This is a genomic window from Caulobacter sp. GW821-FHT09B08, assembly GCF_059418225.1.
The window spans coordinates 254241-270894 of sequence record NZ_JBWKPL010000004.1; the positions used below are offsets into that span (position 1 = coordinate 254241).

The 16654-nt window shown below is 68.6% G+C and carries 10 protein-coding genes; 8 read left to right on the forward strand and 2 right to left on the reverse strand.

Annotated elements, in window-relative coordinates; all coding sequences use genetic code 11:
• Positions 1-100 precede the first annotated feature (100 nt).
• Together purU and AC07OA_RS14610 are read left to right on the forward strand one after the other, a co-directional pair.
• The gene (purU, locus tag AC07OA_RS14605) at positions 101-970 is read left to right on the forward strand and encodes a formyltetrahydrofolate deformylase (RefSeq protein ID WP_494664535.1); all 870 of its coding nucleotides are present in this window, start codon (positions 101-103) and stop codon (positions 968-970) included.
• 115 nt (positions 971-1085) lie between these two features.
• Positions 1086-2108, forward strand: coding sequence for a MerR family transcriptional regulator (locus AC07OA_RS14610; protein WP_494664536.1), 1023 nt, complete (start codon positions 1086-1088; stop codon positions 2106-2108).
• 315 nt (positions 2109-2423) lie between these two features.
• Here AC07OA_RS14610 and AC07OA_RS14615 read toward each other — a convergent pair whose 3' ends face one another.
• Complete coding sequence (locus AC07OA_RS14615) at positions 2424-10967, reverse strand: M10 family metallopeptidase C-terminal domain-containing protein (RefSeq protein WP_494664537.1); 8544 nt, start codon at positions 10965-10967, stop codon at positions 2424-2426.
• Between the two features lie 468 nt (positions 10968-11435).
• On the opposite strand from AC07OA_RS14615, the gene AC07OA_RS14620 reads away from it, so the two are divergent.
• From AC07OA_RS14620 to AC07OA_RS14630, 3 genes are read left to right on the forward strand one after another with little or no spacing between them, the layout of a single operon-like run.
• Entirely contained in the window at positions 11436-11945 is a 510-nt protein-coding gene (locus AC07OA_RS14620; RefSeq protein ID WP_494664663.1) for a phage tail protein, read from the forward strand.
• Positions 11946-11981: 36 nt separating this feature from the next.
• Positions 11982-12536: a phage tail protein gene (locus AC07OA_RS14625; protein ID WP_494664538.1), complete on the forward strand. Its 555-nt coding sequence runs from the start codon at positions 11982-11984 to the stop codon at positions 12534-12536.
• A 33-nt stretch (positions 12537-12569) separates the two neighbouring features.
• On the forward strand, positions 12570-13115 hold the full coding sequence (locus AC07OA_RS14630; RefSeq protein ID WP_494664539.1) for a phage tail protein: 546 nt from the start codon (positions 12570-12572) through the stop codon (positions 13113-13115).
• A gap of 84 nt (positions 13116-13199) precedes the next feature.
• Here the strand turns inward: AC07OA_RS14630 and AC07OA_RS14635 are convergent, their stop codons facing one another.
• The gene (locus AC07OA_RS14635; RefSeq protein WP_494664540.1) at positions 13200-13496 is read right to left on the reverse strand and encodes a DUF6916 family protein; all 297 of its coding nucleotides are present in this window, start codon (positions 13494-13496) and stop codon (positions 13200-13202) included.
• A 98-nt stretch (positions 13497-13594) separates the two neighbouring features.
• On the opposite strand from AC07OA_RS14635, the gene AC07OA_RS14640 reads away from it, so the two are divergent.
• The 3 genes from AC07OA_RS14640 (at position 13595) to AC07OA_RS14650 (ending at position 16653) form a co-directional block, all read left to right on the forward strand.
• A complete protein-coding gene (locus tag AC07OA_RS14640; RefSeq protein ID WP_494664541.1) occupies positions 13595-14089 on the forward strand; it encodes a GNAT family N-acetyltransferase in 495 nt (164 codons plus the stop codon).
• Positions 14086-15066 carry a Gfo/Idh/MocA family oxidoreductase gene (locus tag AC07OA_RS14645; protein ID WP_494664542.1) on the forward strand — a complete coding sequence of 327 codons (981 nt, stop codon included), beginning with the start codon at positions 14086-14088 and terminating at the stop codon, positions 15064-15066. Before AC07OA_RS14640 ends, AC07OA_RS14645 begins: the two co-directional genes overlap by 4 nt.
• Before the next feature lie 324 nt (positions 15067-15390).
• Positions 15391-16653, forward strand: coding sequence for a nucleotide sugar dehydrogenase (locus AC07OA_RS14650; RefSeq protein WP_494664543.1), 1263 nt, complete (start codon positions 15391-15393; stop codon positions 16651-16653).
• The last annotated feature ends 1 nt before the right edge of the window (position 16654 follow it).

A 16654-nucleotide genomic window follows, 5' to 3' on the forward strand; every position in this document is an offset into this window, starting at 1 on the left:
GGTCGCGGCCCGCTTTCGTTCGGGCGTCCGCCTTTTTGTGGAAGCCCTTCAAGAACAACGAGGCTTGGCCGGACGCCTTGGGTCGACTAGGACCCCAGGCATGACCACCCAGACCGCCGCCGACCGCTACATCCTGATCCTGCAATGCCCCGACCGTAAAGGCGTGGTGGCGGCCGTGTCCGGCTTCCTGGCCGACAACGACGCCTCGATCGTTGAGAGCAGCCACTTCAACGACGGCCTGGCCGACCAGTTCTACATGCGCACGGTCTTCCGGCCCGACGGCGCCATGCCGGGGATCGACGAGCTGCGCCAGGGTTTCGAGCTGATCGCCAAGCGCTTCGGCATGACCTGGGCCCTGCATGACGCGAACGCCAAGCCCAAGGTGCTGATCGCGGTCTCCAAGTTCGGCCACTGCCTGTTCGACCTCCTGCACCGCTGGCGCGCGGGCCTGCTGCCGGTCGAGATCGTCGGCGTGGTGTCCAACCACGAGGACATGCGCTCGTTCACCGAGTGGAGCGGCCTGCCCTATTTCCACCTGCCGGTCGACAAGGCCAACAAGGCCGGGCAGGAGGAGGCGTTCCTCAAGCTGGTCGACGACCTGGACGTCGATCTGGTGGTGCTGGCCCGCTACATGCAGATCCTGTCGCCGGCCCTGTGCGCGCGGCTGTCGGGCAAGTGCATCAACATCCACCACTCGTTCCTGCCCAGCTTCAAGGGCGCCAAGCCCTATCACCAGGCCCACGAGCGCGGCGTGAAGATCATCGGCGCCACGGCCCACTACGTGACCACCGACCTGGACGAAGGTCCGATCATCGAACAGGGCGTCCACCGCGTGGACCACAGCCACACCCCCGACGACCTGGTGACCCTGGGCCGCGACGTGGAATGCACCGTGCTGGCCCGCGCCGTGACCTGGCACGTGGAGCACCGCGTGCTGATCGCCGGCGCCAAGACGGTGGTGTTCGACTAATCCTCCCCCTCCGGGGAGGTGTCGCCCGAAGGGCGACGGAGGGGGCCTTTCCCCTTGACCCGGCCCCAGGGTCCGCCTCGATAAGGGCAGCGCTCCGCCGCCAACGAGGTGATTCATGCGCGCTCCCGACGACTTCCTGAACCCCGCCGAGGCCGCGAGGCGCCTGGGCGTATCGGCCAAGGCCCTGCGGCTCTACGAGCGGCGCGGCCTGGTCGCGCCGGTGCGCACGGCGGCCGGCTGGCGGGCCTACGGACCCCAGCAGATGGCCCGAGCCGGCGAGATCGTGGCCCTGCGCGCCCTGGGCCTCAGCCTGGCCCGGATCGCCGACGTCCTGGACGGCGACGCCCAGGCCCTGGAGCCGGCCCTGGCCGACCACCAGGCGGCGCTGGAGAGCGAGATACGCCGGGTGAACGCCGCCGTCGACCAGGTGCGCCGCCTGCGCGCCGGCCTGGCCCAGGGGCACGCGCCCGAGGCGGGCGACCTGGCCTCGCTACTGGCCTGTCCCGCTGGGCCGAGCATCGCCTTCGACCTGCCCTGGCCCTGGGGCGGCGAGCGGTTCGAACTGCGGGACATCGCCCCGCTGACCTACCTCACCGGCCCGCTGGGCAGCGGCAAGACGCGGCTGGCTTTGAGGATCGCAGAGACCCTGCCGGGCGCGCGGTTCCTGGGCCTGGACCGCCCGGCGGCCTCAGCGGCCGATCCCGCCCACGCCGCGCGGGTCGAGGCGGCCCTGGCCTGGCTGGTCGAGGACGGCGCGACCGTGTCGGACGCCTTGCGGGCGCTGCTGGTCGCCCTGGAGGACGACGCCCCCGCCGCCCTGGTCATCGACATGCCCGAACAGGGCCTGGACCAGGCCGCGCAGGAGGCTCTGGTCGCCCGCCTGCGTCGGCGTGGCCCCGGGGCGCGGCCGCTGGTGCTGCTCACCCGCTCCAGCGCGATCCTCGACCTGGCCGCCGTGGGTCCCGGCGAGGCGATCCTCTACTGCCCCGCCAACCACGCCCCGCCGTTCCTGGTCGCCCCCCATGCCGGCGCGCCCGGCCACGAGGCCGTCGCCGGCTGCCTGGCCTCGCCGTCCGTGCGGGCCCGCACCGAGGGCATGATCGCGACGATGGGTGGGCGTGTGGCCGGTCATCCCTGACACGCTGCGGCATGGAGCCGGCCGACATTCAGCCGCGGCCCATCCCCCATAACAGCCGTCATTCCGGGCCCTGTGCCCGGAACCCCTGGTTCAGCTTGCATGTGAAGCGCATGCGGACCGCCAACGGTCCGCCCCATACGCACCTGCGGCGGACAGAGGGGTTCCGGGCACAAGGCCCGGAATGACGATCGTTTTAGGATCCGACGCGGCTCTTCGGCCGGGATGACAGCTGAAATCAGTGGGCGCCCCAAAACGCGAAAGGGCCGGACCGACCCGTGAGGATCGATCCGGCCCCGTCGTCGGGAGCGTCCCGCCCTAGAGCAGGATGTCCGAGGCCGAAAGCGTCGTGGTGGCCTTCACCGCGATGACGAAATCGGCGACGCCGTCGCCGTTCACGTCGCCCGAGACGTGGTAGTAGCCCGACGCGTCCGGCGTGGCGATGATCAGCTGGCCGGCCGTGTGGTTGAAGGACGACACCACCGTGAAGGCGTCGTTGGCCCCCGTGTTGGAGTTGGCGTCGATCGCCGTCAGGCTGATCTTGTCACCTTGGCTGGTGGTGAAGTCGAAGATCAGGTCCGAGGCGAAGGGCGAGCTTTGGTTGGCGGCCGTGTACACGAAGGTGTCCGCCCCCGTGCCGCCCACCAGGAAGTCGGCCCCGCCGCCGCCCGTCAGGGTGTCGTTCCCGTCCAGGCCGTAGAGGATGTCGTTCCCGCCCAGGCCCACCAGGGTGTCGGCCACATTGTGGTTGTTGCCGTCGCCCACGATGTTGAAGGCCTGGTTGGTGGTGCTGACGACCAGGTCGGAGACCTGCAGCTGCGTGCCCTGGACCGCGATGACCGACTGCAGGTCGCCGCTGCCGTTCGGCGCCGAATAGACGAAGGTGTTGCCTTCGAAACGGGCCATCGTGACCTTGCCGCCGTCGATCGCCGAGATGTCGATCTTGTCGTGGCCGTAGTCGAAGCCGACGATCAGGTCGTAGGCGGTCAGGTTGGAGTGCGACACCGAGGTGTAGAGGAAGGTGTCGTTGCCGCCGCCGCCGTACAGGATGTCGGCCCCGACGCCGCCGATCAGGGTGGTGTTGCCCGTTCCGCCGATCAGCACGTCCTTGCCGGCCCCGCCGCGCAGCGTCTCGGTTCCGAAGCCGCCGAAGATGGTGACCCCGGTGACCGCGCCGCTGACGATCAGGTCGTCGACATTGATCTCGCCGTTGACCTGCACGACGTTGCCGCTGCCCGACCCGAAGTAGATGAAGTTGGTCGTGCCGAAGCGGGCGATCACCACGGTGCCGGCGTCGGCCGCCGAGATGTTCAGCTTGTCGCTGCCCGTGGTGAAGTCCGAGATCAGGTCCCAGCCGCTGAGGGTGGAGTCGCCGTTCGCATAGACGAAGGTGTCGGCCCCGGCCCCGCCGTACAGCAGGTCGGCGCCGCCGCCGCCGCGGATGGTGTCGCCGCCGCCGAAGCCGGCGATCACGTCGGCGCCCGCGCCGCCGGTCAGGGTGTCGGCCCCGCTGGAGCCGTAGACCGTGAAGCCGAAGTTGGCGTTGCCGGTGACGATGTCGGTCACCTCCAGGCCCAGGCCCTGCGACAGGATCAGGCCGTCGGACGTGCCGTCGCCGTTCTGGTCGATATAGAGGAACTTGTTGGTTCCGTCGGTGACCAGGGTCAGCTTGGTCGAGCCGGTGATCAGCGGCGTCAGGCGCAGGGTGTCCGCGCCGTGCGTGAAGTCGGTGATCGTGTCGTAGGCCGACAGGGTGGAGTCGCTGAGCGCCTCGTAGGCGAACACGTCGGCCCCGCCGCCGCCCGTCAGGGTGTCGGCCCCGCCACGGCCCGTCAGGGTGTGGGCGTTGCCGTCGCTGATGATGATGTTGGCGTTGGCGTTGCCGGTCGCCGAGCCGGTGATGGTCACCGTCAGCTGCGCGGTCGCCGAGGCCCCCGACGGATCCTTGATGGTGTAGTCGAACTTGTCGGTCACCACCTGGCCGATGATCAGGCCTTCCTGGTTGGCCACATAGCTGTAGGTGCCGTCCGGATTGATCGTCAGCGTGCCGAAGCCGCCGACCACCGAGGTGCCGCCGGCCACCACGTTCTGGTTCACGTGGGTGAAGTTGAAGGCCACGTTGGTGACCGTCAGGGCCGAGGTGGCGTTGTCGATGTCGCTGTCGTTGGTCCGCACCGAGCCGGTGACCGACAGGCGCTGCACCACCGAGATCGCGTCGTTGACCGCCACGGGGGCGTCGTTGACGCCGGCCACCGCGCCGGTCGCCGTGCTGGTCTTGGTTTCCGGCGTGGCGTGCAGGTCTGTGTAGCTGACGACGACGCGGAAGGTCGCGCCCACGTCGGCGTCGCCGAGCGTGTAGGTGGCCTGGTCGGAGCCGACATTGACGAAGCCCGAACCGCTGTTGCGCTGCCATTGGTAGTGCAACGGACCCAGACCGTCGGCGTCGCCCAGGGTCGAGGTGTTGGCCGTCAGGACGCTGTCCTCGGCGACCGTGCCGGTGATGGTCACCGCGCCGGTCGGGGCGTCGTTGATATTGACCACCGCGGCGGTCGCGGCGCTGGTTTCGCTCTCGAAGACGCCCTGGCCGTCGGTGTAGCTGACCACGACGCGGATCGTGGCGCCCACATCGGGATCGCCCAGGGTGTAGGTCGCCTGGTCCGAGCCGACATTGACGAAGCCCGAGCCGGTGTTGCGCTGCCACTGGTAGTGCAGCGTGCCCAGCCCGCCCGGGTCGGCCAGGGTCGAGACCGCCGTCAGCACCTGGTCTTCCGTCGTCGTGCCGGTGATGGTCACCGTGCCGGTGTGCGGGCCGTTGGCGGCGGCGATGGTGGCCGTGGCCGCCGAGGTCGCCGATTCCGCCGTGCCGTGGCCGTCGGTGTAGCTGGTCACCACGCGGATCACGCCGCCGATGTCGCCCGCGCCCAGGGTGTAGGTGGCCTGGTCGGCGCCGACATTGGTAAAGCCCGAACCGGTGTCGCGCTGCCACTGGTAGTGCAGCGTGCCCAGGCCGTCGGCGTCCGCCAGGGTCGAGTTGGCGGTGAGGGTCTGGTTCTGGGCGGTCGTGCCGGTGATCGACACGCCGCCGGTGTGGGGATCGTTGACGTTGGCGATGGCGGCGGTGCCGGCGCTGGTGGCCGATTCCGAGAAGCCCTGGCCGTCGGTGTAGCTGATCACCACCCGGACCGTGGCGCCCACGTCGGCGTCGCCCAGGGTGTAGGTCGCCTGGTCGGCCGCGCCGGTCGAGACGTAGCCGCTGCCCGTGTCGCGCTGCCAGTCGTAGTGCAGCGTGCCCAGGCCATCGACGTCGGCCAGGGTCGAGACCGCGGTCAGCACCTGGTCCTCGGTCGTCGTGCCGGTGATCGACGCCCCGCCGGTGTGCGCGTCGTTGACGGCGGCGATGGCGGCCGTGCCCGCGCTGGTGGCGGCGTTGGAGAAGCCCTGGCCGTCGGTGTAGCTGACCACCACGCGGACCACGCCGCCCACGTCGGCGTCACCCAGGGTATAGGTCGCTTGGTCGGCCGCGCCGGTCGAGACGAAGCCCGAGCCGGTGTCGCGCTGCCAGTCGTAGTGCAGCGTGCCCAGGCCGTCGACATCGGCCAGGGTCGAGGTGTCGGCGGTCAGCACCTGGTCCTCGGTCGTCGTGCCGGTGATCGACACGCCGCCCGTCGGGGCGTCGTTGACGGCGGCGATGGCGGCGGTGCCGGCGCTGGTGGCCGATTCCGCGAAGCCCTGACCGTCGGTGTAGCTGATCACCACCCGAACCACGCCGCCGACGTCGGCGTCGCCCAGGGTGTAGGTCGCCTGATCGGCCGCGCCGGTCGAGACGAAACCGCTGCCCGTGTCGCGCTGCCAGTCATAGTGCAGCGTGCCCAGGCCATCGACGTCGGCCAGGGTCGAGACCGCCGTCAGCACCTGATCCTCGGTCGTCGTGCCGGTGATCGAGGCCCCGCCAGTGTGCGGATCGTTGACGCCGGCGACGGCGGCGGTGCCGGCGCTGGTGGCCGATTCCGAGAAGCCCTGGCCGTCGGTGTAGCTGATCACCACCCGGACCGAAGCCCCCACGTCGGCGTCGCCGAGCGTGTAGGTCGCCTGGTCGGCCGCGCCGGTCGAGACGTAGCCGCTGCCCGTGTCGCGCTGCCAGTCGTAATGCAGCGTGCCCAGGCCATCGACATCGGCCAGGGTCGAGACGGCCGTCAGCACCTGGTCCTCTGTCGTCGTGCCGGTGATCGACGCCCCGCCGGTGTGCGCGTCGTTGACGGCGGCGACGGCGGACGTGCCGGCGCTGGTGGCCGATTCCGTGAAGCCCTGGGCGTCGGTGTAGCTGATGATCACCCGGACCACGCCGCCCACGTCGGCGTCGCCGAGCGTATAAGTGGCCTGGTCGGCCGCGCCGGTCGAGACGAAGCCCGAACCCGTGTCGCGCTGCCAGTCGTAGTGCAGCGCGCCGATGCCGTCGACGTCGGCCAGGGTCGAGACCGCGGTGAGGACCTGGTCCTCGGTCGCCGTGCCGGTGATCGAGGCCCCGCCGGTGTGCGGGTCGTTGACGCCCAGGATTTGGTTGGTGTCGGCCGAGGTCACCGAATTGGAGAAGCCCTGGCCGTCGGTGTAGCTGACCACCACGCGGATCGTGGCCCCCACGTCGGGGTCGTCCAGGGTGTAGGTGGCCTGGTCGGCCGCGCCGATCGAGACGAAGCCGCTGCCCGTATCGCGCTGCCAGTCGTAGTGCAGCGTACCCAGGCCGTCGCTGTCGGCCAGGGTCGAGGTGTCGGCGGTGAGAACCTGGTCCTCGGTCGTCGTGCCGGTGATCGACACGCCGCCCGTCGGGGCGTCGTTGGTGGCGGTGACGGCGGCGGTGCCGGCGCTGGTCGCCGATTCCACCGTGCCGCCGGCGTCGGTATAGTAGATCACCACGCGGACCACGCCGCCGATGTCGCCGTCGCCCAGGACATAGGTCGCCTGGTCGGCGCCGACATTGACGTAGCCGCCGCCGACGTCGCGCTGCCATTGATAGTGCAGCGTGCCCAGGCCGTCGGGATCGGCCAGGGTCGAGACCGCGGTCAGCGTTTCGTCCTCGGCCACCGTGCCGGTGATGCTGGCGCCGCCGGTGTGGACGTCGTTGGTCGCGGTGATGTTGACCAGGACGACGCCGGTGGCCTGCTCGCTGCTGACCCCGCCCTGGTTGCCGCTCGAGCCGCCATCGACGATCTGGTAGGAGATGTTCACCGACGAGGGCGGAGCGTCGCTGGTGTTGGTGTAGGTGATGTGCTGCACCACATCGTCGACCAGGGCCGAGGTGGCCACGGCGCCCGAGCTGGTGAAGGTGATGGTCAGTTGGCCGCTCACCACCGCGAAGGTGGCGAAGGTCAGGCCGCCGACCTGCAGGTTCGAACCGCTGACCGTGAACGACGCGCCGCTGGTGCTGAAGCCGAAGGTGTCGGCGGTGTTGGCCCCGCCGTTGCGCTGGACCACGAAGGTGGCGCCGGCATAGTCGCCCGAGCCGCCGTTGAAGGCGTCCAGGTCGGTGTCGGACACCGCCAGCGAACCCAGCAGGACCGCCGCCGTCTGTTCGGTGGCGCCGACCGCGGTGGCCGTGGCCGGAACCACGGGCGTGTCGTTGACCGCCGCGATGGTGGTGGTGAGGTCGACCGTGCCGCTGCTGTAGTGGGTCTGGCCGCCGTTGCTGCTGATATCGGTCGAGGCGCTGAAGCTGACCGCGCTGGAATCGTCGATCACGTGCGCGGTCAGGGCCGGGACGGACCCGTTGAAGTTGGCCGCCGGCAGGAACCGGAGCAGCGCGGAGCTCGGCAGGATGAGCGCCGTGCTGGTGGTCGGCGAGCCGACGGCGGTCCAATTGGCGCCGCCGTTGGTCGAGTACTGCCACGTGCCCTGGGTGGTCGCCGCATTGCCGGTGATCGCCACGCCGCCCAGGCCGTCGCCGTCGGGGTCGCTGAAGTGCGAGGTGAACAAGCTGGAGACCGTGGCGCCGCCGGGGCTGGCGGTGTCCTCGTTGACCGAGCCCAGGGTGGCCGAGCCGCTGGCCACCGGAGCGTCGTTGGTCGCCGTGACCGTGATGCCCAGGGTCATGGCCGTGCCGTACGGGGTCGCGCCGCCGGTGGTGGTCAGGTCCAGCGTCTGGCCCGTGGTGACCGCGCCGCCCGCGTCCTCGATCATGTGGACGGTCAGGCTGGGCGGCATGCCGGAATAGTCGGCGGCCGGCACGAAGCGCACCAGGGTCGAGACGCCGATGACAAAGGCGCTGGACGTCGAGACGGCCGGCAGGTCCTGCCAGGTCACACCGTCATAGTACTGGTAGACGCCCTGGGCCGCCGAGGCGCCGTTGGCCGTCACCGCGATGCCGGTGAAGTTGCTGGCGTCCACGCCGTCCTTGGCGTCGCTGAAGTGGCTGGAGAACAGCGAGGTGACGGTCTGGCCGGCGCTGGGCGCGCTGTCCTCGGCGACCGAGGTCAGGGTCACGGCCGCGCCGTTGATGGTGACCGGCGAGTCGTTGACCGCGGTGACCGTGTGGCTCAGCACCACCGTGCCGGTGCTGAACGAGGTCGAGCCGCCGTTGGTGGTGGTGTTGACGACCGTGCCGTTGGTGATGGCGCCGTTCGAGGCGTCGACCAGCCGCACCGTCAGGGTCGGGGCCGCGCCGTTGAAGTCGGTGACGGGCGCGAAGCGGATCGCCGTGGAGGCGGACAGTTCCACCGCCGCCGCCGTCGAGGTCGAGCCGATGTTCACCCAGGTCGCGCCGTTCCAGTATTGCCACTGGCCGGTGCTGCCCGAGGAACCGTTCGCGATGATCGCCACGCCCGCGAAGGCGTCGCCGTCGCCGTCGGCGTACTGCCCGCCGAACAGGCTGCTGATCGTGTTGCTCAGCGTGGTGGGCGAAATGTCTTCGTTGGTCGCCGAGACGGACTCGGTGCCGTCGCCGCTCACGGTCGGCGCATCGTTCACGTTGGCGATGGTGATCGTGTAGTTGTCGGTGTCGCTCAGCGTGCCGCCCGAGCCGGTGGACCCGCCGTCGCTGGTGACCACCGTCAGGGTGTCGGTGCCGCTCTGATTGGCGTTGCCGTGGAAGAGCAGGCCGTTGCTGGCCGCCAGGGTGGCGTTGATGGCGTTGATCGTGCCGGTGATGGTCACCGTGGCGGTGCCGTTGCCGCTGAGATTGCCCGCCGTCAGGCCGCTGGCGACGTTGGTCCGCAGGGTCAGCACGCCCTTGGTGACGCTCAGGGTGACCGTCATGGTGGCCGAGGCCGGATTGGCGTCGGCGTCGCTGATCTGCAGGCCGGTGACGGCGATGTCGCTGGCTTCGTTGCCCGAGGCGCTGGAAACCGTGCCATTGACCGGCGCGTCGTTGACCGCCGAGACGTTGATCGTGGTCGTGCCGCTGTTGGTCGAGCCGGCCAGCACGCCCTGGGTGCCGTCCGACACCGTCCAGGTGACGGTGCGGGAGGTGTTGGACCCGTAGTTGGTCGGATTGTCGCCCGTGGCCCAGTAGGTGATGGAGGCCAGGGCGGCCTGGTAGTTGGCGACGGTGTCGTAGCCGCTCAGCGTCAGGGTCTCGGTCGCCGCCGTCCAGCTGATCGTGATGTTGGTGCCGGCGATCGTGCCCGAGATCTGCTTGGACGACGTGTAGCCCAGGTGATCGTCGGACGTGCTGTTCTCGTTGGACGAGAAGGTGCCGCCGGTGATCTGCACCGTGGCGCCGGTCAGATAGCCGCTGTCGGTGTCGGTGATCGTCACGCTGTTCAGCGCGGTGATCGTGGCGCCCTGCTCGGTCGCGCCGGTGCTGGTGCCCGTCACCGCCAGGGTCGGCAGGTCGGTGAAGGCCATGCCTTCGATGTTGGCGCCGCTCAGCGTGAAGCCGGGCGAGATCGAGCGGACATAGGTGGCCGTCGTGCCGGCGGCGTCCAGCTGGAGGACGTAGATCACGTCGTCGGTGTCGCTGCCCGTCGTCTCTTCGCTCTCGACATAGATCTGACGCGTCGATTGATCGAACGTCATGTCGCCGCCGTAGTAGAAGTTGGCCGGCATGCCGCTCAGCGTCACCTTGGTGGGCGTGCCATCGGTCGCGCTGGCGTCGATCCACCAGATGGCGTTGTCGTTGGCGTCGTAGTTGGCGCCGCCCGAGGGCGTGATCGACCGGGTCGTGAAATAGACCTTGTGATTGCTCTCATCGACCTCGACGTCGATGATCCGGCCGTTGCTCCCGTTCAACGGGAAGGCGCTGGCGGCGATCATGTTGGTGGCGGTGTTCGGCGCGGTCAGGTCGAGGCGATACAGGGCCAGGGACGTGGAGCCCAGCCGCTCGGTGTAGAACAGCCGGCCGCCGGCGACGACCGAGTTGTCGAGCGCGAAGTCCTGCGGATCCAGGATCTTGAGGCCGCTGATATCCGCGCGACTGTCGGTGTTGGCGGTGGTGATGTAGCCCAGGTCGGTGAGCGTGCCCGCCGTGTCGTAGCTGTAGACCTTGATGCCGGTGACGGCGCCGTTCGATCCCGAGCCGTCCTGGATCCCGACGTAGATCCTGTGGGTGAAGGCGTCGACCTCGATCGTGTTGACGATGTAGGTGGACGTGAAGGTGACCACGGCGGTCGGCGCGGCCGAGCTTCCGATCGCCCCCCTCACCAGGGTGGCGTTGTCGTTGTTGGCGCTGCTGATGATCGCGAAATAGAAGCCCGCCGCGGTGTCGACACCCAGGTCGCCGAGCAACGAGCCGCTGAACTTGTCGTCGCCCGTACCCGCGGAGCCGTTGTCGACGATGGTCGTGCTGTTGGTGCCGTCGTCATTGATGCGGACGAGGCGAGTGTCGGCGTCGCCGCCTTCGGTGAGGTACCACAGTTGGCCGGAAAACGGCATGGAATCAGTCCCTTATGCCTCGGCGGACCGTGCGCAGTCACGCGCGCGCGGGAAGCCGCTGGGCGCTACGCGCCACATGAAAAATGTCGAGGAATGGGTGCGAGACGCACTGACGCGCCACACGATGCGAAGCTCGATTTCGCGCGTGCGGGCATCCAACTGAAGCGGCTTCCCCCCAACTCCCTTTTGCCTGTAGTCGAACGCTGAGCGCAACCTTAACGAGGAGTCCCCAGCGACACAAGCACACTTACGCCAATCGGCGAACGACGTTCTCCACATCTATTGTGCAGCTCAGGATAGTGAGTTACGACATGGTCAATCGCGAGGTGGGGGCGCCTTTTCTAGTCAAGAACTAGGTCGTTCAAGGCGACTCAGGGTTTAAAGTCCCAGAGACGCACCCTAAAATTGCGCACAGACTTTGGAGCGAGGGAACCAAGCATGACCCAGCCTTATGTTGGCGAAATCCGTATGTTTGGGGGCAACTTCCCCCCACAGGGTTGGGCGATGTGCGACGGCGCGATCCAGGCGATCGCCGACAACGACACGCTGTACAACCTGATCGGCACCACCTACGGCGGCGACGGGGTGACCACCTTCGCGCTCCCCGACATGCGGGGCCGGGTTCCCACCCACCAGGGCACCAACGCCGGCACGACCTATGTCATGGGCGAGAAGGCCGGCGTCGAGAGCGTCACCCTGATTTCCCAGCAGATGCCCGCCCACACCCACCCGATGTTCGCGTCCAACAACGCGGGCACCCTGACCGTGCCCACGACCAGCAGCATGCTGTCGAACCAGGGGCCGACCGGCACGGGCATCAACGCCTACATCCCCTACAGCGCCGCGAACGCGCAGATCGCCCTGACCGCCAACTCCACGACGATCGCCGGCGGCAACCAGCCGCACGAGAACATGCAGCCCTATCTGGGCATCAACTTCATCATCGCGCTGTACGGCATCTTCCCGTCGCAGAACTGAAGCCCTCCGCTCGAAAAAATCTGGAGACTCAAAGAGATGAGCGATCAATTTCTCGCGGAGATTCGCATCTTCAGCTTCCCCTTCGCTCCGAAGGGCTGGGCTCAATGCAACGGCCAACTGATGCCGATCTCGCAGAACACCGCACTGTTCTCGCTGCTGGGCACCACCTACGGCGGCGACGGCCGCGCGACTTTCGGCCTGCCCAACCTGATGGGCAGCATCCCGCTGCACGTGGGCCGCAACCAGCCGGGCCCCGGCCTGCAAATCTATGACCTGGGCCAGGTCGGCGGCACGGCGAGCGTGACGCTGATTCAGACCGAGATGCCCATGCACGCCCACTCGCCGATGGTGACAACCGCGTTCGGCACCGTCACCACCGCGGCGAACAACCAGCCGGCCAAGGCCTATTCGGGCAACATCCAGGACTATACCGAGGGCCTGTTCTACAGCCCCATAGGCTCGCCCCAGACACAGTTTCCGCCCCAGACCCTGGGCCTGGCCGGCGGCAGCCAGCCGCACAACAACATCATGCCGACGTTGTTCATGAACTACTGCATCGCCCTGCAGGGCGCTTTCCCCGCCCGTAACTGACCCGGACCGCAAAGAACACGAGGAGCAAGACTCATGGGCATGCAATACATGGGCGAGATCCGGATCATGTCGTTCAACTTCGCCCCCAAGAACTGGGCGATGTGCAACGGCCAGCTCCTGTCGATCGCCCAGAACCAGGCGCTGTTCTCACTGCTTGGCACCACCTACGGCGGCAACGGCACGACCAACTTCGCCCTGCCCAATCTGAGGACCATGGTCCCGGGCCATGTGGGCCAGGGCTACGTGCTGGGCGAGCAGCTGGGCCAGTACAGCCATACCCTGCTGCAGACCGAAATCCCCCAGCACGTCCACTTCCTGAAGGTGGACGCCACCGCCGCCGCCGGCAGCAACACCTCGGGGGCCGCGGCCGGTAACAGCTTCGGCCAGACCGCGGGCCTGAGCAGCGCCGGCACCGCGGTGGCCTTCAACATGTACAGCCCGACGACCACGCCGACGTCGTTGATGGCGCCCCAGGCCCTGGGCATGGCGGGCGGCAACCAGCCGCACGAAAACCGCCAGCCCTACCTGACGCTGAATATCTGCATCGCCCTGAACGGGATCTATCCTTCGCGGAACTAGAAACTTCGCCTTGGCTTTCCGGCGCGCCTCGAACCCTGAAACGGCTCGGGGCGCGCCTTTGTTTTCGGGTCGCGTCGCGTGCCGCTAGTTGAACACCGCCTGATAGTCCTGACGCCCGGGCGCGGGCGTGTGGATCGGGATCAGATAGAGATCGAAGGCCGCGCCGTCCTCCAGCGTCACGGTGTGCAGACCCTCGGCCAGCACGTTTCCGGGCGGGGCGCTGAACACCAGGGTGAACGGCGGGCGCGGGCTCCAGTCCTCCTTGACGCCGATTTCGATGTCGCTGAGCGCCAGGGCGTGATCGGCGCCTTCCACCTTGAAGATCTTGCCGATGTGCGGATCGAAGGTCTCGGCGCTCAAGATGACGGGCCCGTCGGTCATGGTGTTCCCCCTGTTGGAATCGAAGCCCCGTCATTATGGGCGCTTCGCCACCTGGACGGGAAGAGCCTCCCGCCCCACCCTCTCGGAGAGCAGGCCCGATGAGCGCCTCCCCGCCCTACAGCCTGCGCCCCGAGACGGAGGCCGACGCGGCCTTCCGCCTGGCGCTGTTCCGCGTCTCGCGCGGCGCGGCCTGGGACCTGGTCCCCCTGCCGCCCGAGATGCTGGCCAAGATCATGGAGCAGCAGTTCGAGCTCCAGACCCGGGGCTATGCCGCGACCTATCCCGACGCCCGGCTGGAGATCGTCGAGATCGACGGCGCCCCGGCCGGGCGGCTGGCCACCCATCGCGGCGACGAGGCCCTGCACCTGATCGACATCGCCCTGACGCCCGAGCGACGCTCCCAGGGCGTAGGCGGCGCCATCCTGCGGGCCCTGATGGACGAGGCAAAGGCCCGCGCCACGCCCCTGACCCTGCAGGTGGCCGTCGACAATCTGGACGGCCAGAGGTTCTACCACCGGCTGGGCTTCGTGCTGGAGGCGGTGGGCGAGACCCACCTGGCGCTGCGCTGGCCCGGCCCCGAGGCCTCTGCATGACCCGTGTCGCCGTCGTCGGCTGCGGCGCCTGGGGGCGCAACCTGGTCCGCACCTGCGCCGAGCTGGAGGTTCTGGCCGCCGTGGTCGACGAGGACGCGGCGACGGCGGAGGCCCAGGCCGCCGCCCATGGCGTTCCCGCCCTCTCCCTGGCCCAGGTGCTGAACGATCCCGGGATCGACGCCCTGATCGTCGCCACCCCGGCCCTGACCCACGCCGCGCTCTGTCGCCAGGCCTTGGCGCACGGTAAGGACGTCTTCGTCGAGAAGCCTCTGGCGTTCGACCTGGCGCAGGCCGAGGCCCTGGCCGCCGAGGTCCGCCGCTCGGATCGCGTCTTCATGATCGGCCACCTGCTGCGCCACCATCCGGCGTTCGAGGCCCTGCTGGCCATCGTCGCGCGCGGCGAGATCGGCGCCCTGCGCTACATCTCGGCCTCGCGCCTGAGCCTGGGCCGGGTCCGCGCCCACGAGAACGTCTTCCTCAGCTTCTCGCCGCACGACATCTCGATGATCCTGGCCCTGGTCGGCGGGGCCGCGCCCGACGAGACGCGCGCCCTCGGCCAAGCCTTCGTCACCTCGGGGATCGTCGACGAGGCCCATGTCGATCTCGTCTTTCCCGGCGGCGTCCACGCCCACATCGCCGCCGGCTGGCTCAGCCCCTTCAAGGAGCAGAAACTGGTCGTGGTCGGCGAGACCGGCGCCCTGGTGTTCGACGACGTGCGCCCCTGGCCCGAGAAACTGGCCTGGCGGCGCCAGGCGGTCACCGCCACGTCGAACGGACCGGTCGCTTCGGGCGAGGATCCGCGGTTCGTCGATCTGGTCGCCGAAGCTCCCCTGACGCGCGAAATCCGTCACTTCCTCGAATGTTGCCGGACCCGTGACACGCCCTTGACGGGTATTGAGGAAGGCCTTCACGTGCAACGCGTCCTGGAGCGTGTGCAAACTCAACTGAACCCCGCCAAGCCTCAGTTCTCGGAGTGAAGTTTCGGAGCCCCAGGCATCTTGCCAACGCCGCATAACAACGGTCGACGACTGCGAGAGTGAAAGATCTTTATCTGAACAATACAGTGAATACAGAAGCTGAAACGGCCGATTTCGAACACATCGTAAAGACGAACGCCCCTTGCCTAAGCCAACCTACAGAGTAGATTACTTCCATGTCGGCTGGGGCGTCGACACCAACGATAACGAACGACGATCGAGGGGCCAATGAACGTCCATGTGCCAGCGTTTCCATTGGCAGGTCTCGACGTCGAGGCTCCCAACTTTCAAGATCTGATCCGGAAGTTTCAGCAGCGCGAGGCCGTGATCGGCGTCGTCGGCATGGGCTATGTGGGCCTGCCGCTGTCGGAGGCCTTCGTCACGGCGGGCTTTCCGGTGCTGGGCTTCGACCGGGATTCGGCCCGCCTGGCGTCCCTGACCGGCGGCCGCTCGTACCTCAGCCACTTCTCCGACGCCCGGGTGGCGGAGATGCGCGAGGGGGGCTTCGCCGCCACCGGCGCGGCCGACGTCCTGGCCCGCGCCGACGCCATACTGATCTGCGTGCCCACCCCGATTACCTCGCACCGCGCGCCCGACCTGAGCCACGTGGTCGAGGTGGCCGAGACCCTGGCCGGCGTGCTGCGCCCGGGCCAGTTGGTGGTGCTGGAATCGACCACCTTCCCCGGCGCCACCGCCGACGTGCTGCGGCCGATCCTGGAGCGCAGCGGCCTGCGCGCGGGCCGCGACTTCGCCCTGGCCTATTCGCCCGAGCGCGAGGATCCGGGCAATGTGGCGTTCGACACCACCTCCACCCCCAAGATCGTCGGCGCCGACAGCGAGATGGAACGGCGCCTGACCTGCGCCCTCTACGACAGCATCACCACCACGGTGCCGGTGGGCGACACCCGCACCGCCGAGGCGGTCAAGCTGACCGAGAACGTCTTCCGCTTCGTCAATATCGCCCTGGTCAACGAGCTGAAGGTCGGCTTCGACGCCATGGGCATCGACATCTGGGAAGTGATCCAGGCGGCCCAGACCAAACCCTTCGGCTTCATGCCCTTCTTCCCCGGCCCCGGGATCGGCGGCCACTGCATTCCGGTCGACCCCTTCTACCTGGCCTGGCGGGCCAAGGCCGAGGGGACCTCGCTGCGCATGGTCGAGCTGGCCGGCGAGATCTCGCAGGCCATGCCCCGGCGGGTGATCGACAAGACCCTGGACGCCCTGGCCGAGCGCGGCCGCTCGCCCGTCGGCGCGCACGTGCTGGTGGTCGGGGTGGCCTACAAGCGCAACATCGACGACACCCGCGAGACCCCGGCCCGCGACATCATCGAGATCCTGCGCAGCCACGGCGTCCTCGTCAGCTATCACGATCCGCTGGCGCCCGAGCTGGTGGTCGGCGACACCGTCATGACCTCGGTCGACATCGACCGCGACGCCCTGGCCGGCTTCGACTGCGCCATCGTCGTCACCGATCACGACGCCGTCGACTACGAGCGCCTGGTGCGCGAGACCGCACTGGTGGTCGACACCCGCAACGCCACCGCCAAGGTCGATCCGGCCCTGAGCGGCAAGATCGTGAAGGCCTGAG